22 protein-coding genes and 2 pseudogenes are annotated in these 17,780 nt (G+C 67.4%); 15 read left to right on the top strand and 9 right to left on the bottom strand.

Annotated features, from left to right (window positions below; genetic code table 11):
• Positions 1-6: 6 nt before the first annotated feature.
• From ychF to QQK49_RS12420, 8 genes and pseudogenes are all read left to right on the top strand, one after another.
• Positions 7-1,085: pseudogene (ychF, locus tag QQK49_RS12455) on the top strand (redox-regulated ATPase YchF).
• A gap of 40 nt (positions 1,086-1,125) precedes the next feature.
• Positions 1,126-1,407 (top strand): type II toxin-antitoxin system RelE/ParE family toxin, encoded by a 282-nt coding sequence (locus QQK49_RS12450; protein ID WP_284304198.1) that lies wholly within the window; start codon positions 1,126-1,128, stop codon positions 1,405-1,407.
• An 8-nt stretch (positions 1,408-1,415) separates the two neighbouring features.
• Positions 1,416-1,718, top strand: coding sequence for a HigA family addiction module antitoxin (locus QQK49_RS12445; RefSeq protein WP_284304197.1), 303 nt, complete (start codon positions 1,416-1,418; stop codon positions 1,716-1,718).
• Positions 1,715-2,206, top strand: a complete 492-nt coding sequence (locus QQK49_RS12440) for a GNAT family N-acetyltransferase (protein ID WP_284304196.1) — start codon at positions 1,715-1,717, stop codon at positions 2,204-2,206. The genes QQK49_RS12445 and QQK49_RS12440 overlap by 4 nt, the downstream gene beginning before the upstream one ends.
• A gap of 172 nt (positions 2,207-2,378) precedes the next feature.
• Positions 2,379-2,618, top strand: a complete 240-nt coding sequence (locus QQK49_RS12435; RefSeq protein WP_284304195.1) for a type II toxin-antitoxin system Phd/YefM family antitoxin — start codon at positions 2,379-2,381, stop codon at positions 2,616-2,618.
• The gene (locus QQK49_RS12430) at positions 2,615-3,037 is read left to right on the top strand and encodes a type II toxin-antitoxin system VapC family toxin (RefSeq protein WP_284304194.1); all 423 of its coding nucleotides are present in this window, start codon (positions 2,615-2,617) and stop codon (positions 3,035-3,037) included. Before QQK49_RS12435 ends, QQK49_RS12430 begins: the two co-directional genes overlap by 4 nt.
• A 506-nt stretch (positions 3,038-3,543) precedes the next feature.
• Entirely contained in the window at positions 3,544-4,416 is an 873-nt protein-coding gene (locus tag QQK49_RS12425) for an AraC family transcriptional regulator (protein WP_284305898.1), read from the top strand.
• A gap of 159 nt (positions 4,417-4,575) precedes the next feature.
• Positions 4,576-5,421 carry an SDR family oxidoreductase gene (locus QQK49_RS12420; protein WP_348536178.1) on the top strand — a complete coding sequence of 282 codons (846 nt, stop codon included), beginning with the start codon at positions 4,576-4,578 and terminating at the stop codon, positions 5,419-5,421.
• 89 nt (positions 5,422-5,510) lie between these two features.
• Here the strand turns inward: QQK49_RS12420 and QQK49_RS12415 are convergent, their stop codons facing one another.
• From QQK49_RS12415 to QQK49_RS12400, 4 genes are all read right to left on the bottom strand, one after another.
• The gene (locus tag QQK49_RS12415) at positions 5,511-6,011 is read right to left on the bottom strand and encodes a hypothetical protein (protein WP_284304193.1); all 501 of its coding nucleotides are present in this window, start codon (positions 6,009-6,011) and stop codon (positions 5,511-5,513) included.
• A gap of 226 nt (positions 6,012-6,237) precedes the next feature.
• Positions 6,238-7,200 (bottom strand): IS3 family transposase, encoded by a 963-nt coding sequence (locus QQK49_RS12410; RefSeq protein WP_284302329.1) that lies wholly within the window; start codon positions 7,198-7,200, stop codon positions 6,238-6,240.
• A gap of 2 nt (positions 7,201-7,202) precedes the next feature.
• Positions 7,203-7,493, bottom strand: a complete 291-nt coding sequence (locus QQK49_RS12405) for a transposase (protein WP_284302328.1) — start codon at positions 7,491-7,493, stop codon at positions 7,203-7,205.
• Positions 7,453-8,172 carry an AAA family ATPase gene (locus tag QQK49_RS12400; protein WP_284304191.1) on the bottom strand — a complete coding sequence of 240 codons (720 nt, stop codon included), beginning with the start codon at positions 8,170-8,172 and terminating at the stop codon, positions 7,453-7,455. The genes QQK49_RS12405 and QQK49_RS12400 overlap by 41 nt, the downstream gene beginning before the upstream one ends.
• Before the next feature lie 18 nt (positions 8,173-8,190).
• On the opposite strand from QQK49_RS12400, the gene QQK49_RS12395 reads away from it, so the two are divergent.
• A complete protein-coding gene (locus tag QQK49_RS12395; RefSeq protein ID WP_182818941.1) occupies positions 8,191-8,481 on the top strand; it encodes a transposase in 291 nt (96 codons plus the stop codon).
• A 2-nt stretch (positions 8,482-8,483) separates the two neighbouring features.
• Entirely contained in the window at positions 8,484-9,419 is a 936-nt protein-coding gene (locus QQK49_RS12390; protein WP_284302823.1) for an IS3 family transposase, read from the top strand.
• A 33-nt stretch (positions 9,420-9,452) separates the two neighbouring features.
• Here QQK49_RS12390 and QQK49_RS12385 read toward each other — a convergent pair.
• From QQK49_RS12385 to QQK49_RS12375, 3 genes and pseudogenes are all read right to left on the bottom strand, one after another.
• Positions 9,453-9,638 (bottom strand): annotated as a pseudogene (locus QQK49_RS12385) (AAA family ATPase); the annotation flags it as partial.
• The gene (locus QQK49_RS12380) at positions 9,639-11,024 is read right to left on the bottom strand and encodes a Mu transposase C-terminal domain-containing protein (RefSeq protein ID WP_284304190.1); all 1,386 of its coding nucleotides are present in this window, start codon (positions 11,022-11,024) and stop codon (positions 9,639-9,641) included.
• A 1-nt stretch (position 11,025) separates the two neighbouring features.
• Complete coding sequence (locus QQK49_RS12375) at positions 11,026-11,625, bottom strand: recombinase family protein (protein ID WP_106818255.1); 600 nt, start codon at positions 11,623-11,625, stop codon at positions 11,026-11,028.
• 225 nt (positions 11,626-11,850) lie between these two features.
• On the opposite strand from QQK49_RS12375, the gene QQK49_RS12370 reads away from it, so the two are divergent.
• The 4 genes from QQK49_RS12370 (at position 11,851) to QQK49_RS12360 (ending at position 14,720) form a co-directional block, all read left to right on the top strand.
• Positions 11,851-12,531 (top strand): FAD-dependent oxidoreductase, encoded by a 681-nt coding sequence (locus QQK49_RS12370; protein ID WP_284304188.1) that lies wholly within the window; start codon positions 11,851-11,853, stop codon positions 12,529-12,531.
• A gap of 137 nt (positions 12,532-12,668) precedes the next feature.
• Complete coding sequence (locus QQK49_RS23305; protein WP_431310586.1) at positions 12,669-13,067, top strand: FAD-dependent oxidoreductase; 399 nt, start codon at positions 12,669-12,671, stop codon at positions 13,065-13,067.
• A 41-nt stretch (positions 13,068-13,108) separates the two neighbouring features.
• Positions 13,109-13,498: a MarR family winged helix-turn-helix transcriptional regulator gene (locus tag QQK49_RS12365; RefSeq protein ID WP_284304187.1), complete on the top strand. Its 390-nt coding sequence runs from the start codon at positions 13,109-13,111 to the stop codon at positions 13,496-13,498.
• 47 nt (positions 13,499-13,545) lie between these two features.
• A protein-coding gene (locus QQK49_RS12360; protein WP_284304186.1) for an IS3 family transposase occupies positions 13,546-14,720 on the top strand; the annotation gives its coding sequence in 2 pieces (ribosomal slippage) (positions 13,546-13,818 and positions 13,821-14,720; 1,173 coding nt in all).
• A 306-nt stretch (positions 14,721-15,026) separates the two neighbouring features.
• On the opposite strand, the gene QQK49_RS12355 is transcribed toward QQK49_RS12360, so the two are convergent.
• Together QQK49_RS12355 and QQK49_RS12350 are read right to left on the bottom strand one after the other, a co-directional pair.
• Positions 15,027-15,989: an arsenic resistance protein gene (locus QQK49_RS12355; protein WP_348536177.1), complete on the bottom strand. Its 963-nt coding sequence runs from the start codon at positions 15,987-15,989 to the stop codon at positions 15,027-15,029.
• 116 nt (positions 15,990-16,105) lie between these two features.
• Positions 16,106-17,053: a GlxA family transcriptional regulator gene (locus tag QQK49_RS12350; RefSeq protein WP_284304185.1), complete on the bottom strand. Its 948-nt coding sequence runs from the start codon at positions 17,051-17,053 to the stop codon at positions 16,106-16,108.
• Between the two features lie 104 nt (positions 17,054-17,157).
• Here QQK49_RS12350 and QQK49_RS12345 point away from each other — a divergent pair, with 104 nt between their 5' ends.
• The gene (locus QQK49_RS12345) at positions 17,158-17,775 is read left to right on the top strand and encodes an isochorismatase family protein (RefSeq protein ID WP_284304183.1); all 618 of its coding nucleotides are present in this window, start codon (positions 17,158-17,160) and stop codon (positions 17,773-17,775) included.
• Positions 17,776-17,780: the final 5 nt, after the last annotated feature.

Below are 17,780 nucleotides of genomic sequence, written 5' to 3'. Positions count from 1 at the left end.
GGACTCGTGGCACTCACCATCGGAATCGTCGGTCTCCCCAACGTCGGCAAGTCGACGATGTTCAACGCGCTGACCAAGAACAACGTGCTCGCGGCGAACTACCCGTTCGCGACGATCGAGCCCAACGTGGGCGTCGTCCCGCTCCCCGATCCCCGGCTGAACACGCTCGCCGAGATCTTCGGCAGCGAGAAGATCCTGCCGGCGACGGTGAGCTTCGTCGACATCGCCGGGATCGTGCGCGGAGCCTCCGAGGGGAGGGCCTGGGCAACAAGTTCCTCGCCAACATCCGTGAGGCCGATGCGATCTGCCAGGTCATCCGCGCGTTCGCGGACGACGACGTGGTGCACGTCGACGGCAAGGTCGACCCCAAGGGCGACATCGAGACGATCAACACCGAGCTGATCCTCGCCGACCTGCAGACCCTCGAGAAGGCCGTGCCGCGGCTGGAGAAGGAGGTCAAGGGCAAGCGGATCGACAAGTCCGTCCTCGACGCCGCGCTGGAGGCGCAGAAGATCCTCGAGGCCGGAGACACGCTGTTCTCCCGCCGCGACCAGGTGGACTTCGCCGCGTTGCGCGAGCTGGGACTCATGACGACCAAGCCGTTCCTCTACGTGTTCAACGTGGACGAGGACCAGCTCGTCGACGAGGCCGCCAAGGCCGAGCTGCAGGCGCTCGTCGCGCCGGTCGAGGCCGTCTTCCTCAACGCCAAGCTCGAGATGGACCTGGCCGAGCTCGAGCCGGAGGAGGCCGCCGAGCTCCTGGAGTCGGTCGGCGTCGACGAGCCGGGCCTGGACAAGCTCGCGCACACCGGGTTCCGCACCCTGGGCCTGCAGACCTACCTCACCGCCGGCCCCAAGGAGTCGCGCGCCTGGACGATCCGGCAGGGCTGGACCGCGCCGCAGGCCGCGGGCGTCATCCACACCGACTTCCAGAAGGGCTTCATCAAGGCCGAGATCGTCGGCTTCGACGACCTCGTCGCCGCCGGCTCGATGGCCGACGCGAAGGCTGCCGGCAAGGTCCGCATGGAGGGCAAGGACTACGTCATGTCGGACGGAGACGTGGTGGAGTTTCGGTTTAACGTCTGACGTTATTGACGTCTTGCGTTATGGATGAGACGCTGGACGCGTGATTCGATCCTTCGGCGACCGTGACACGGAACTGGTCTGGCTTCGTGAATCGGCGCGAAGAATCGATCCACGGATCCACAAGGCGGCGAACAGGAAACTGCGCCAACTGGATGCTGCGACCTCGCTCAACTCGCTTCGGGTTCCGCCAGGAAACCGGCTCGAAGCACTGAAGGGTGACCGGAAAGGCCAACACGGCATCCGGGTCAACGACCAATGGCGTATCTGCTTCGTGTGGACCGACGCGGGCCTAGCGAACGTGATCATCGAGGACTACCACTGAGGTGCACCATGACCGAGAAGCTCTATCCGCCGATTCATCCTGGCGAGATCCTCATGGAGGACTTCATAGAGGGGTTCGGTATCACCCAGCACAAGCTCGCCGTGTCCATCGGCGTGCCGCCTCGCCGCGTCAACGAGATCGTGCACGGCAAGCGGGCGATCACGGCTGACACGGCGCTGCGCTTGGGCCGCTACTTCGGGGTGGAGCCTCAGTTCTGGCTCAACTTGCAGTCGCGCTACGAATTGGAGCTCGCAGAGGACCGAGTCGCGGAGCAGGTCGCGGCGATCTCGCCGATCCAGGCAGCCTCGTGACTGAGGTCCGCCCCTACCAGAGTGAAGACAAGGTGACCGTTCTGGCTCTGTCGCTGCGTTCTTGGGAGCCCGTCTTCTCGGCGCTGGAAAGCGAAGTGTCCTCGTTCGTGTACGAGTGCTTCTATCCACGCGGCTGGCGCATTCGTCAGGAGGCGGACCTGGCCGAGGTCCTTGACGAAGAGGCCGGGCGCATCGACGTTGCGGTGATCGACAGCCAGGTCGTCGGTTGGGTGTGCACTCGATTGCATCCGGAAGACGACATGGGTGAGGTGTACGTCCTCGCTGTCGATCCTGACCATCAGCGCCAAGGCATTGCTACCGCTCTGATGGATCGCTCTTTCGAGCGAATTCGGGATGCCGGGCTCAGGATGGCGATGGTCGAGACGGGTGGTGACTCGGGACATGCCCCGAGCCGGGCAACGTACGAGGCAGCCGGCTTCCAGCGATGGCCCGTCGCACGCTACTTCAAGGACTTGATGCAGAACTGAAGTGACGGGCGTCTACGGGTTGTGCAGTCTGCTTGATGTTCGGCCTGTACAGAACCCGGTGGAGTAATCGCTTCAACGTCTGCGCGCAGGGGCTCGCACGCCGTCATGGAGCGCCTTGCCTCGGGCGCAGGGCAGTCGTAATGTAGGTACGTACCTACTTAAGGCGGTTCCCATGACGACGATGAGCGCCCGCGAGTTCAACCGGGACGTCAGCGCGGCCAAGCGCGAGGCGGCCCGGGGGCCGGTCGTGATCACGGATCGTGGCGAGCCGGCGTTCGTGCTGCTCTCGATCGATGAGTACCGCCGACTGGGCGAGGACGGCGTCGACGTCGTGGAGCGTCTGAGCATGGAGGACGACATGGACATCGACTTCGAGCCGCTGCGTCTGGAGCTCAAGGTCCCCGAGCTGTGAGCTTCCTGCTCGACACGAACGTCGTCAGCGAGCTGAGGCGATCGCGACGCCAGGCGGACCCGGGGTTGCTGCGGTGGGTGTCGGCGCGCCGACCGTCGGACCTCTACCTCTCCGTCGTGACGGTGCTTGAGATCGAGTTGGGGATTGCCCGTCTCGGCCGACGGGACGTGGCCCAGGCACAGCGCCTCCAAGCATGGCTGGAGGACGACGTGCTCGAGGTGTTCGACGGACGAGTCCTCGCGGTCGACGTCCCCGTAGCGCGACGCGCGGCGCGACTTCACGTCCCTGACCCGCGGCCTGAGCGCGATGCTCTGATCGCAGCCACGGCCGTGGTGCACGGACTGACCGTGGTCACACGCAATGTTGCAGATTTTCCACCGATGGGCGTCGCGCTCATCAACCCATGGGGCCACAGCTGAAACCAGCGAGCGTTTCGCGACGCTTTCTGCGCAGTGCTTGACCCTCACACCGTGTCAGCCGGGACAAAGGAGTCGTCCTGAAGTCCCAGCCCTCCCTACGCCTCGTCGTCCGGACCGCGACCCTCGACCCGGACCACATGGGCGAGCACATCGGCCCGATGTCCGACGCGGTCGCCGACGCACTCGGCCACGCCGCGGGCGCGCTCGAGACGCCCGTGGCGACCTACGCCCCCACCGACGACGGCCTGGACGTCGCCGTCGGCCACGCGACCAACCTCAGCGAGGCACCGGACGGCGCGGAGCTCATCGACCTGCCCACCGTCGAGGCCGTGTGCGGCGTGCACCTGGGACCGATGGCGACGATCCAGGAGAGCCGGCAGAAGATGCACCGCTGGATCCACGAAGCGGGTGGACGGGTCCACAAGCCCGACCCGACAGGATCGAACCGGAGAAGTCGGGTGGCGCTCATCCCGCCCCGCGCAGAGTGGGAGACGAAGGGAGCGACCATGATCGGAATCCTCAACCGCCTCGTCGACGAGATCGAGCAGTGCCTCCACGACCATGACGACCTCGACGTCGACGGACTCGCCCAGTCGTCGGGAACGACGGGGTATCACGCCCGTCGCATGTTCTCGTCGCTCGCCGGGATGTCGGTGTCCGAGTACGTGCGTCGGCGGCGCATGACCGTCGCCGCTGCCGACGTGATCGGCGGGGAGGATCTGCTCACGATCGCCGTGCGCTACGGGTACGGCTCGACCGAGGCCTTCGGGCGAGCGTTCCGCGCCGTACACGGCACGAGTCACGGCGACGTACGCCGTGACGGCGGCCCCCTTCGGAGTCAACCGCTGCTCAGGTTCCGCCTCACCGTCGAAGGGAGCGCCCCCATGGACGCCCGAATCACCGCACGACCCGCCTTCCGCCTCATCGGCCACGCAGCCCGCGTGCCGCTCATTCACGAAGGCGTCAATCCGCACATCCAGCGGCACATCGCCGCTCTGCCCGTCTCCGAGCACGATCGCCTCAAGCAGCTCAGCAGCACCGAGCCGGCGGGGTTGCTCCAGGTCAGCGCCGACGTCGACCCCGACTACGCCGAGGGCAGCGAGTTGACCTACCTGCACGGGGTGGCGGTCGAGGTCGCCACCGACGTTCCCGGTGACCTCGACGTCATCGAGGTGGGCGCGGGGGAGTGGGTGGTCTTCCGCACCTCCGGGCCGCATCCCGCGGCTCTGCAGGAGGCCTACGCGGCGTCCGCGACCGAGTGGTTCCCCGCCAACCCGTGGCGGCTGTGCCCCGGCCCGTCCATCGTTTCCGTGCTCGACCGCGCCCCCGACTTCAGCACGGCCACCTGCGAACTCTGGTTCCCGATCGAGCGCGCCTGAACGAGATGCCGTCCGGGCTCGGAGGCACCGACACCCCGGCGTCACCGCTTCGTGCGGTCGGGCGTCGAATCGTGGTGGAGTTCAGGAGTACACGCCCGGCATCTCGCAGAAGAGGTGGAGAAGTGTCGACGCTCGTCGAGCCAGAACAGGTGCGCCGCGATGACGTGCTCCCGAGGGGCGGTTCTGATGGGCGGTGACGAGCGGTCCCTTCGGGGGCGGGTCGCCCTGATCACCGGCGTGAGTCGTCGGCAGGGCATCGGGTTCGCCGTCGCCTCGCGGTTGGCTGCTGCCGGGGCGGACCTCTTCCTCACCCACCATCGCCCCCACGACGAGGACCAGCCCTGGGGCGCGGACGATCTCACAGCCGTGCTCGAGGGGGTCCGCGGTCGGTGCGTCGACGAGCAGCAGCAGGTGAGGGAGCTCGCCGTGGATCTCGTGGACCCCGACGCCGCCGACAGGGTCGTGAGCAGCGTGGTCGCGGCCTTCGGGCACATCGACATCCTCGTCTGCAACCACGCGCGCTCCGGCGGAGACGGCCCGGTGGGCAGTCTCACTGCCGAGATGCTGGACGCGCACTGGGCCGTGAACACGCGGGCCTCGCTGCTGCTGGTCCAGGCGTTCGCCGCTCAGCACGACGGGCGCGCCGGTGGTCGGGTGGTGCTCATGACCTCGGGTCAGGGGCTCGGGCCGATGCCCGGCGAGATCGCCTACGCCGCGTCCAAGGCCGCCCTGGCCGGCATCACCCTGAGCCTGGCCGACCAGCTGGCCGACGCCGGGATCACCGTCAACACCGTCAACCCGGGGCCGGTCGACACCGGCTACATGACACCCGAGCTCACGGCGCAGCTCGCCCCGATGTTCCCCCTCGGGCGGATGGGCGAGCCCGACGACCCGGCCCGCCTCATCGCCTGGCTGGTCAGCGACGAGGGCCGCTGGATGACGGGGCAGGTCATCAACACTGAGGGTGGTTTCGCGCGGTGGCGACCACCCGCAACCCGTGAGTGAGCATCCCGAACGACACCGAAACGGTCGTCATCACAGCCATGTCGCTGCCGTGTGCGCTGTCGTCTCCGGGTGACGAGAACTGCGGAGGGTCACGCGATCAGACCGGCTCGCGCCCGATGCTGCTGGCGAGGCAAGGGCTCGAACGGGGTCAGGACAGCCTGGGTGAGGAACGGTGCGAGGGCACCCGCGACGGCGGACGGATCGGACATCTGCGGGTTGGGACCGGTGTCGATGACGGTCGTCGACACGTTCGGTCTGCGCGCCTCCACCTCCTTCGCCCGCTCGAGGAGTGCGCTGTCGACTCCCTCCGAGGGCAGGACGAGCAGGTAGGGGAGGTCGACCTGCTCGAGCAGCCCGGCGTGCGGGTACACCTCGGCATCCGGGTCGATCGCGTAGAGGCGCCGCAGCGTGTCCAGCGTGGGAAGGCGCACGAACCCACCGTCGGCCGTCCTGCCGATGGTGCAGGTGATCCGGTCGGCGAACCGCGCCTCCTCGTCCTCGATGAGGAAGTCGTGGATGGAGTTGCGCGCCAACTCCAGCATGATCGTCCTCATCCCCGCCTCGTCCGCGCTGGTGGCGCCCAGCTTCATCCGCTCAGCGAGACCCTCGAGGACCTCGTCCGAGGACAGGAAGGCCAGGAACTCGGCCGTCTCCTCGCGGGTGCGCAGGCACCACCCACAGACGTTGACGACGCCCGAGGCCAGGTCCGGCTGCTGCTGTGGAGTTGATCGGTGGATGGCGTGCTTCTGGTGGGGGTGAGTGGCGTTAGCTGGTGATGAGGGTGCTGTGGTTCCCCCCGAATCGTGGAGGGCTTCCCTATGCGGCTTCCCGGTCGAGGGCCGCGGTGTTCTCGTAGCTGACGGGGCTCATCATGCCCGCCGAGCTGTGCCGGCGGTCGTGGTTGTAGAACCCGTAGCACCAGTCCAGCACAACGGCCCGAGCGGCGCGGGTGTTGGTGAACTCGTGTCGCGACAGCACCTCCCACTCCAGGGAGGAGAAGAACGCCTCGGCCGCGGCATTGTCGAAGCACGATCCGACCCGGCCCATCGACTGGCGGACCCCGAGTTGACGGCACAGTCTGGTGAACGAGTTCGCCGTGTAAGTCGAGCCTCGGTCGGTGTGGAAGATGACGCGCTGGGTCTCGTCGGTGCGCCAGTCGGGACCGTTGACCGCGTCCACGCCGCCACGGGCCGCGACGGCCATCTTGAGCGCCGAGCAGGCCAGTTCGGCGTCGGGATGCAGCCCGGTGGCCGCGCCGAGCAGACGCCGGGAGTAGAGGTCGATCACGGTCGCCAGGTACAGCTTCGGGCCCGGCCGGCCGTGCTCGTCGACGGTCGGGATCTCGGTCATGTCGCCGACCCACCTTGCGTTGGGCCGCTGGGCGGTGAAGTCCCGCTTGAGCAGGTCAGGGAACTTCGGCGCGGTCTTGTCTTGCCTGGTCAGCCCGTTGCGACGTTTGATCCGACGCGCAACCAGGCCCTGGCGACGCATCGAGTCCGCGACGGTCTTCTCGCTGACCTGCCAGCCGTCGTCACGCAGATCATGGACCAAGCGGGGCGAGCCATGCAGGCCGCGCTTGCTCGTGAACATCACCTTCACGGCCCGGTCGATGGTGTCGCGGCGACGGTCCCGAGAGGTGTGCAGACCGCTGGACGCCGACGGTCCGGTGGCACGGGTGAGCCACTTGTAGAACCACGCTAGGGACACCCCCAGCAGCAGGCAGGTCACGGTGTGTGGCACCCGGTAGTTGGTCCTCTGGTCGGCGATGAAGCGTGCCACGCTCACTTCGTCGCCTCCTTGACCCACAGGACCACGGATCGCTTGAGGACATCACGCTCCATCCGGAGCTCGGCGACCTCGGCACGCAGCCGCTTGAGCTCCTCGACGTCGTCCTTCGACAACCCTCTGGTGCCCTCGGCAGCCTCGCGTGCGCGGTTCACCCAGTTGCCCAACGTGCCCTCGTTCACGCCAAGGTCGCGCGCGATCTGGGCGATCGGCTTCCCGGTCTCTTCGACGATCCGGACAGCTCCCTCACGGAACTCCCGGTCGTACTTCTTCCGCTTCTCTGGCATCTCGATCCTCATTGTCGATGCCTCTACGGTCCGGGGGAACCTCAGTGCTGGCGGCTGCTTCGATGACGTCGTCGGTGATGGTGTCGAGTTGGTTGATCTTCAGGACGCGTCCGATTTGGGGGAAGAGGCGCTCGAGGAGGCGGAAGTTGCCTCGGGTGATGCGTTCGATCGCGGCGATGGCCTGGGCGTCGGTGAAGTCTTCGGGGTCGAGGGTGCGGCCGAGGCGCTTCCAGTGGCAGGTCAGGACGAACAGCAGTTCCTCGCGCGCGAGGGCGCGGTAGCGGTGGGAGAACCCGAGGCGGCTGTAGAGCTGGGGGTAGTGGCGGAACCGCTGGTCGATGCCGGGCATCCCGATGAACATGAGGGCGACGTGGTGGCGGTCGTGGAGGTCTCGGAGTAGCTCGAGTGAGGTCGGCGTGAGACGTTCGGCCTCGTCGATGATGATCAGCTCGGTGAAGTCGATGGTGCGGGGAACTTCGGTGGTCGTGATCTTCCCGATCGCGCAGAGATGCTCGTAGATCAGCACTCCGACCTTGCCGCGGTAGAACTCGATGTCGCGCATGAGATCGCGGTGCTTGGCGAGGACCTCTGGGGTGTAGAACACGGTGCGGGAGCGGTGGGCGGCGGCGTAGTGTTTCAGGTCGGCCTCGCTGAAGTTCCCCCTGGAGCGTAGAGGCATCCACAATGAGGGATCGAGATGCCAGAGAAGCGTAAGAAGTACGACCGGGAGTTCCGTGAGGGAGCGGTCCGGATCGTCGAGGAGACGAACAAGCCGATCGCGCAGGTCGCTCGCGATCTTGGCGTGAACGAGGGCACGCTGGGCAACTGGGTCCAACGCGCCCGTGCCGCACGCGAGGGTCATGGAGAGCTGTCCAAGGACGACTACGAGGAGCTGAAACGGCTGCGCGCCGAGGTCGCCGAGCTGCGGATGGAGCGTGATGTCCTCAAGCGATCCGTGGTCCTGTGGGTGAAGGAGGCGACGAAGTGAGCGTGGCACGCTTCATCGCCGACCAGAGGACCAACTACGCCGTGCCACACGCCCTTGTCTGCTCGCTGCTCGGAGTCTCCGAAGCGTGGTTCTACAAGTGGATCAAGCGCGCCGACGGTCCCGGCGCTGCCAGCGGGCTGTTCACCGACACCGACCGCCGCCGCGACACCGTCGACCGCGCGGTGCGCGTCGCGTTCAAGAACGCCAAGGGCCTGCACGGCTCACCGCGCTTGCACGCCGACCTGCGCGAGGCTGGCTGGCAGATCAGCGAGAAGACGGTCGCCGAGTCGATGCGCCGCCAAGGCCTGGTCGCCCGCGTCATCAAGCGGCGCAGCGGCCTGACCAGGCAGGACAAGACCGCACCCAAGTTCCCGGACCTGGTGCGTCGCAACTTCACCGCGCCGGCGCCGAACTGCAAGTGGGTCGGCGACATCACCGAGATCCCCACGGCCGAGGGCAAGCTGTACCTGGCCACCGTGATCGACCTGTACTCGCGCCGGTTGCTCGGCGCGGCCACCAGTGCCCACCCCGACGCTGACCTGGCGTGCGCGGCGATCCAGATGGCCGTGACCGCTCGCGGCGGCAAGGAGGCGATCTGGCGCGAGGACGAGTCCGACCGGGTCATCTTCCACACCGACCGGGGCTCGACCTACACGGCGACCTCGTTCACCCGGCTCTGCGCCGACCTCGGGATCCGCCAGTCGATGGGCCGGGTCGGGTCGTGCTTCGACAACGCCGCCGCCGAGGCGTTCTTCTCCTCCCTGGAGTGGGAGGTCCTGTCCCGGCAGGCGTTCGACACCCGAGCCCAGGCCCGGGCCCTGGTCATCGACTGGGCCTACGGATTCTACAACCACCAACGCCGGCATAGCGCGGCTGGCATGATGTCACCGGTCAACTACGAGCAGTCCACCGCAGCGTCCGTCCCGGACGCCGCGTAGCCCGAAGCCCTCCACGATCCGGGGGAACCACACGCTGCGTGGCCCCCAGGCTTGGATGAAGGGTTCGAGGGTGTCCCAGTGGGCGTACCGGCGGGCGGACTGCGTCTTACCAACCCCGGCCTCGCCGTGGCAGATGCCGATGGTGACGTCCTTGCGGATGGCGCCGGCGAACTCGGTGAAGCGGCGGTGTTCCTTGGTGACGATGAAGTCGCGGTTCATCTACTCGTCCTCTTCGTAGGTCTTCAGGCGCTTCCTGGGCCGTCGCGCGGGAGCGGGCGGGTCGTCAGGGGGTCGTGGAGTCGTGGGGATGCGGTCGTTGATGTCTTTGCGCAGTTGCCGGCGGCGGGCTCGTCGGGCGGTTTCGATGTCGTGGAGGCTGTAGCGCTGGTTGGGGTGGGCTTCGTCAATCGCTGTGCATACGAAGGAGTCGTGGTCGTAGACCCGGATCTCGGACAGGTCCCGGGGGTCGTAGCGGATGGTGACCGTGCGCCCGACGAACGAGGCGAGCGTGGGCGAGAGGTAGCGCTGGCCTTGGAAGTGGATCCCGTCGCGCTGGACGGTGCGATGCTTGGAGACCCGCAGAAGTAGCCCGTCGAGCTCTTCGAGACTCTCGGGGAGTCGCGGCAGCCATCCCTCAGCGATCCAGGCCACCTTCGGGCTCGTGCGGATCGCGGTGTGCGTGCGCTGGTTGTACTGGCCGACGAACTCCCCGACGGCTCGGTCGAGACCAGGAAGGTCCAGCACCGGCACGGGGTGTGGGTGTCCAGGGGTGAGGCGCCCGGGCAGGGTCGCGAGCAGTTCGGTGTTGACGGTGTGGAAGAACCGCTCGATCTTTCCTCTGCCCTGGGGGCGGGCGACGGCGGAGTGGATGATGCGGATCTTCAACGCGATCGCGGTGTACTCGAGATGATGGCTGGTGAAGTCGCTGCCATGGTCGACGTAGAGCACGTCCGGGATGCCGCACATCGGCCAGGCGGGGTCGCTCTTGGGCCAGATCGCTTGGCGCAGCGCCAATGCGGTGTTCATCGCCGAGGGCGCACCCTCGAAGACCATGTACCCGCAGATCGCCCGCGAGAAGTCGTCCATGACCGTGGTCAACCAGGGCCTGGATGGTCTCCCGCTGGGGTCCTTGATGAGGATGTCGAGCTCGGTGTGGTCGACCTGCCACAGGGCATTGGGCTGCTCTGCACGATGGCGGAAGACGAGCTCGTGGCGATCCCGGTAGGACGCTGGCCCCTCAAGCGCGAGCGTCACCATCGCTGGATCCAATGCCTGCACGACCGACCGCACCGTCGCGTAGCTCGGCGTGCTCACGCCTCGTTGTGCAGCCTCGGCTACGGCCAGGCGGTGCAGCGTCGCGATGGTCGGGCGAGGCTTGGTCAGAGCCAGGTGCTCCACGAACGCCAGCAGCTCAGGCGCGGTCCGACGCACGCCGGCATCGGCGCGCTGCGCCCGCTCAAGAGCCGAGATGCCACCTGTCCGGTAGAGGCTGTGCCAATGCGAGAGCGTTCGCTCTCCCACTCCGGTCTCCCGAGCGAGGCTCGCCAGTGGGATGCCGTCTTCGACGTGGAGCCGCAGGATCTTCCACTTCTGCGGCCCGTCCATGTCACGCCTGCGCGATGCTCTCGCGAGCGGCGGCGTCCCGCTGGTGGCGGTAGAGCGTCGCCCGTGACCATCCCACCAGGCGCGCCGCCTCCTCAGCGGTGCGCCCCTTCGCTCTCTCTTCGGCAGCGATCGCGAGCTTGCGATCCACGACCTCCGGGTTCACGGGCGGCCGGCCGAATTTCGTGCCCTGGGCCCGGGCTGCTGCGATTCCCGCGTTGACGCGCTCGGTGATCAGCTCGCGTTCGTACTCCGCCAGTGTTGCCAGCATCCCGAGCATGAGCCGGCCCGACGACGTCTCGGGATCGATCCCGTCGGAGACCGACTGGATCTTCACGCCGCTGTCCCGCAGCAGGTTCACGGTGTTGAGCACGTCGATCAGCGACCGGCCCAGTCGGTCGATCCGCCAGACCACCACCGTGTCCCCAGGCTCCGCGTAGGCCAGGAGCTTCTTCATGCCCGGACGCTCCGCTGCGCTTTTCGCCCCGGATGTCACGTCCGAGAACACGTCCCGCTTTTGCACGCCGGCGGCAAGGAGAGCGTCGAGCTGCAGTGCCGGGTCCTGCCCCGCCGTCGACACTCGCGTGTACCCCAGAAGCCTCATTGCCACATGATGCCCCATAAAATCGCTCCGTCGGAAGATCTGAGACGAAGAACGGTGCGACGACTTCTCGAGACACTCCGGCCAACTGTCGGCCCAGCTCGAGACGATCCGCCCGCCACCCGAGCGGATGTCTCACAAAACTGTACCTTCACGAGATGCTTGGTCATCCGGCCGGATATGCAAGAACCATCGAGCGGAGAATCAACCTCTTGATACTCTTGCGGCATGAGGATCATCGTGTGTGGGGCAGGTATGGGTGGTCTCGCGCTGGCACACGGACTCTCGGGGAAGGCTGAGGTCGTAGTTGTAGAGCAGGATGTCGCTGCCGCGGAGACGGGCGGGTATCGCATTAGCCTCAACGATGAAGCCTGCGGCGCACTCGCAGATTTGATCCCAGGGGCGCTGATGGAAGAAATCCGGCTGGTATCAGACACCGGGAGCGCGTTCGAGCAGTTCACCATCGCGGACTCCCAATTGCGTCCGATCGTGGTCGCGGCTGAACCCACCGGACAGGACCGCATCTTGGCGCAACGCCAAGTGCTGAGAGTCCTGCTTGCGAGGGACATCAGCGCCTCGATCCGATTTGGATCGACAGTGCGCGATGTAGCACAGGATGACACGGGTGCAGCGGTCACGCTTTCAGATGGCTCCGTTGTTGATGGTGACCTTGTGGTGGCCGCCGACGGCGCAAATTCGACGGTCATCTCTTCGTTCCTCGGCACGTCGCCCACCCGCGATCTTGGTCTCACCGGTATTGCGGGATGGGCACCGCTCGGAACAGACGACCCGCCGACCTACCTGCGCCGGGGTCCGGCCTTGGCGTTCGGGGCCGACGGCACCGGCGTCTTCCTCTCGATCTACAACCCCCCTCGCGAGCTGCGACCGACCCGACAGTTGCGGCTTTGACCGGCGGGCCAGCTCTTATCTGGGGCACGATTAACCGCAGCGAGAGCCTCAGGGGCACCCGACACACATCGGCAGGTGACCTGGTCCAGCAGGCGGGCGCGTTGCTCACGCGATGGTCGCCCTGGCTAACCGAGCACGTGTCGGCCTCGGACCTCGAACGTGTTGCAGCGTTCAGGTTCCGGGCGGCAAACCCATCCGGACCGATCGCAGATTGGACGCCTCGCAGTGTCACAGGGCTCGGAGATGCGATCCACGCGATGCCACCGACCGGCGGTCGGGGTGCGTCGACGGCCATCTGTGATGCCGCCGACCTCGTTGATGCCATCACCGAGCATCTGGATGGCGCCCCGTTACACTCCGCACTCGCCCGCTACCAGCGTTCTATATCACCCCGGGCCCGCGCAGCGATCCGTGAGTCCCTTGGTCCCGTGCGAGTAATCAACGCTCTGCGTCATCGACCAGCGCAAGCCCTGGCCCGACCTCTGCTGAGCGTCGCGGGTGCGTGGGGACAGCGTCGCTATCGCGGCACGCCATGAAGGCGGCGCTCCGATCAGGAGGTGACCCCAACCTTGTCTTGGTGCTGTGGGAATTGCAGCAAACTGCGCGTGAAGCCGCACGTCATCTCGAGCGGACAACCAGAGCCGCGGGGATCAGCACGGCCGAGTTCGGCGTGCTGGCGTGCACAACCGATGACCCTGGGATCACGCAGGCGCAGATCGCGCGCCAACTCCATATTCGCCCTCAAGCGCTTACCGCTACCGTCAACAAGCTCCAGCGCCGCGGCCTCATCCGCGGCAGTACCGAGGGCCGTGGTCGACCATCTCACCTCACAATCACCGATCAGGGACGAACTGCCCTCGACGCCGCATGGCCATCGATCGTCGCCCTCAATGAGCCCGCTAACCTGCAGCTCACAGAGGATGCAGCGAGCTCTCTTGCCGCACGGGACTGCTGCACGGGTAGGTGACACCGAGTCTGTGGTGCTCTGAGGCGCCGCAGGGAAGGATGTGCACCATGCCCAAGCCCTATCCCCAGGAGTTCCGGGACGATGTCGTCCGGGTCGCCCGTCAACGCGAGGAGGGGGTGACGATCAAGCAGGTGGCCAAGGACTTCGGGATCTCCGAGTCGTGCCTGACGAACTGGATGACCCAGGCCGACCGCGACGCCGGCATCAGGCCCGGCGCCGACCGCGAGGAGCTGGCCGAGCTGCGCGAGGCCAAACGGCGCATCCGGCTGCTGGAGCAGGAGAACGAGGTCCTGCGCCGCGCCGCGGCGTACCTGTCTCAGGCGAACATCTCCCCAAAATGATGTACCCGCTCGTCCGCGAGCTGGCCGGCGACGGGATCCCCGTCACGGTGACGTGCCGGGTGCTGAAGATCGCTCGTCAGCCGTACTACCGGTGGCTGAAGGAACCGGTCACCGACGCCGAGCTGGCGGCCGCCTACCGCGCGAACGCGCTGTTTGACGCCCACCGCGACGACCCCGAGTTCGGGCACCGGCTGCTGGCCGACGAGGCCCGTGAGGCCGGGGAGGGCATGTGCGACCGGACCGCGTGGCGGATCTGCTCGGAGAACGGCTGGTGGAGTGTGTTCGGTAAGAAGCGCGGCAAGAACGGCAAGCCCGGTCCGCCGGCGCATGAGGACCTCGTCGAGCGGGACTTCACCGCGGCCGGCCCGAACCAGCTGTGGCTGACCGACATCACCGAGCACCCCACCGGTGAGGGCAAGCTCTACATGTGCGCGGTCAAGGACGTCTGGTCGGGCCGCATCGTCGGCTACTCCATCGATGCCCGGATGAAGTCACGCCTGGCGGTGCAGGCCCTGGACAACGCCGTGGCGACCCGCGCCGCGCACGGCATGGACGTCGCCGGCTGCATCGTCCACTCCGACAGGGGCAGCCAGTTCCGGTCGCGGAAGTACCTGGCCGCGCTGCGCCGCCACCACCTGGTCGGATCCATGGGCCAGGTCGGCACGAGCGCCGACAACGCCGCGATGGAGTCGTTCTTCGCTCTCCTGCAGAAGAACGTCCTGGACCGCCGCCGCTGGGCCACCCGCCAGGACCTACGCATCAGCATCGTCACCTGGCTCGAGCGGACCTACCACCGCCGCCGGCGCCAGGACCGACTCGGTCGGTTGACGCCCATCGAATACGAGGCCACCATAGCCACAGCCGCCACTCAGGCGGCCTGACCCAACCTGTCACCTACCCGTGCAGCAGTCCCCACAGCTCGCCCAACTGCGTGAGAACCTGGCCACGACCGGACCAGCGACAGCGCCTCGCTGACGACGTCGTCGAAGCCGCAACGGCCATCGTCGATCACCGTCACATAGCGGCCACACAACGCCGCCACCGAGCTATCAACTCCACAGGTTCGGCCTGGTCGAACGATGCGGTCGAGAGATCCGTCTCGATGGCACGCGACATACCCACCTCCATGTATTGAGAATGAGTCGCATCCTATACATGGGGGCGGTCTCGCATCACGAGCGGAGTGGTCAGGCCTCCCGCAGCGAGGTGGTGTCCGGCACCAGCCGGGGGACGAGCCGGACAAGGGCGACCATGACGATCAGCTCGACCAGCGTCTGGGTGACGACCACGAGCGGCGCGAGGGCGTACGCGTCGGGGAGGGCGAGCACCAGGGGAAGGATGACGAGGGAGTTGCGGGTCGTGCCGCTGAAGACGATCGCTCGACGTGCGGGAACGTCCAGGCGTGCGAGGCGACCGGCCGCGGTCCCGATCGGCACCATGACGACGGTGAACAGCACGTAGACCGGCACGGTGAGCAGCAGCGATCCGAGGCGAGAACTCACGCCGGCGATCTGCGACGCCACCACCACCGCGAGGGTGGCGACCATGAGCGGCACCATCGCGGCCATGACGACCTGCTCGATGCGCCGCCCGGCGACCGTGCGGGAGGCGGCGATCTGGGTGAGTGCGGCGGCGGCCAGCGGGAGGGCGATGATGAACACGAACGCGTCGACGAAGGGCGCGAACTCGACCGAGCGGGCGAACTCGACCCCGACGAACATCCAGAGCTGGAGCGGCAGGACGAGCATCTGGGCGAGCATGAGCAGCGGCGCGGCCGCGAGGAGTCGTCCGGCGTCACCGCCGGCGAGCCCGGTGAAGACGATGACGTAGTCGATGCACGGGGTCAGCAGGACGAACAGCACGCCGACGAGGAGCACCTGGTCGTGGGCGACGATCCGCGACACCAGCCACGCGACCGTGGGGACCAGCGCGAAGTTCACGGCCAGGACGGTGACGAGGAAGCGCCGGTCGCCGAATGCGCGGCCGAGTCGGCCGAACGGGATGCCGAGGAACGTCGCGTACAGCAGCAACACCAGCACCGGGTGGATCGCGGCCTCGGCCGGGCCCGCGAGGCTCGGGACGAGGAACCCCAGGACGCCACCGACGGCGAGCCCCCGATGTACAGCGTCACCTGGTGCCGCTCCATCCATGCCACATCCGCGCGCATACCTCTCCTTCTCCTCGTTCCGATGATCGTGCCGGAGGGTCGATGCGCCGAAACCGCCGGCTATAGCCGGCGGTTTCGGCGCGGTGGGGCGGGTGCTGCTCAGGAGCTCGTGAAGCGCCGTCGGTAGGAGGTCGGTGTCGTGGCGTAGGCGGCGACGAAGTTCTGCCGGAGGGTCACCGGGCTGGCGAACCCGCAAGCCCGCGCGATGCGGCCGACCGGCCAGGTCGTCGTCTCCAGCAGCGTGCGCGCCTCGTCGAGTCGACGATCGGTCACCCACTGCGCCGGAGTCGTGCCCGTGGTCTGGTGGAAGCGGCGGGTGAAATTGCGCTTGCTCATCCCCGCCCGGTCCGCGAGCTCCGCCACGGGCAACGGCCGATCCAGGTTGGCGAGCACCCACTCGAGGACCTCACCGATCGGCCCCTGACCCTCCTGGGCGGGCAGTGGACGTTCGATGTACTGGGCCTGTCCGCCTTCTCGGTGGGGAGCGATGACGAGGTGGCGGGCGACCCTGGCCGCGGCCGCGGCGCCCAGATGTGTGCGGACGATGTGCAGACAGGCATCCAGGGCCGAGGCCGTTCCCGCCGAGGTCAGGACGTCTTCGTGGTCGATGTACAGCGCATCCGGCTCCACGACCACGGCGGGGAAGTGCTCCTTGAGCCTGTCGGCTCCGGCCCAGTGGGTGACGGCGCTCCGCCCGTCGAGCACGCCCGAGGCGGCGACCGGAAAAGCGCCCAGGCACAGGCCGGCGACCGACGCTCCGCGGTCACGTGCCGAGCGGATGAGGGCGGCGGTCTCCGCCGAGGGCAGCCGTAGATCAGCGTGCCACGCGGGAAGGATCACCAGGTCCGCCGACGCCGCAGCCTCCGGTCCCGCGACGTCCGACAGGAGCAGCCCCTCCGCGGTGCGCACAGGCCCGCCGTCCTCGCTCCACACGCGGACGTCCCAGTCCTCGGCGAGTCGTTGCCGCGAGACCTCACCGAAGACCTCCAGGGGTACGGCGACGTGAAACAGGGTGACGCCGTCGAAGGCGTGCACGGCGATCTTCATGGTGGCCCGATCTCATCGACAGTGTGCGCTCGCGCCACTCACGGTAGTCGCGACGATCGGGAACGATGGCGGTAGACAGCCCCCTCACGCTCAGGAGCGATCTGATGACCTCACCACGCCGGGCCCTGATCCTGGTCGACGTCCAGCAGGAGTACTTCGACGGCCCTCTCGCCATCTCCTACCCGCCGCGCGAGGAATCCCTGGCCAACATCCTCCGGGCGGTGGATGTCGCCGAGGAGGCCGGGCTTCCGATCGCCGTCGTCCGCCATGAGGCACCCGAGGGGTTTCCCGTGTTCGCCGCCGGCTCGGAGGGGCAGCAGTTGCACCCTGAGCTCGCGGCGCGGGTCACCGACTCATGGAAGCAGGTCACCAAGTCGGTGGCCAGCGTCTTTCCGGAGACCGACCTCGCTGAATGGGTGCGGGAGAACGAGATCGACGTCGTCACGCTGGTCGGGTACATGACGAACAACTGCATCCTCGGCACGGCGGCGGATGCTGAACCGCGTGGGATCGCCGTCGAGGTGCTCTCGGATGCCACGGGTGCCGTCGCCCTCTCCAACTCCGCGGGTTCCGTCGATGCCCGGCAGGTTCACGAGGCGATCATGACCCTGCTCAACTCGAACTTCGCGGCCGTCGCCACCACCGCCGCGTGGCGGTCCGCAGTGGCCGAGGGGACCGCGCCGGCCGGCAGCGACCTCGTGTCCTCGGCGACGGGCCGCTGAGGGCC

Source organism: Mobilicoccus caccae, from assembly GCF_030161635.1.
Lineage (GTDB): Bacteria > Actinomycetota > Actinomycetes > Actinomycetales > Dermatophilaceae > Mobilicoccus > Mobilicoccus caccae.
Note: the sequence above shows the minus strand (reverse complement) of the source record. Positions and strands in the feature narration are given on the sequence as shown.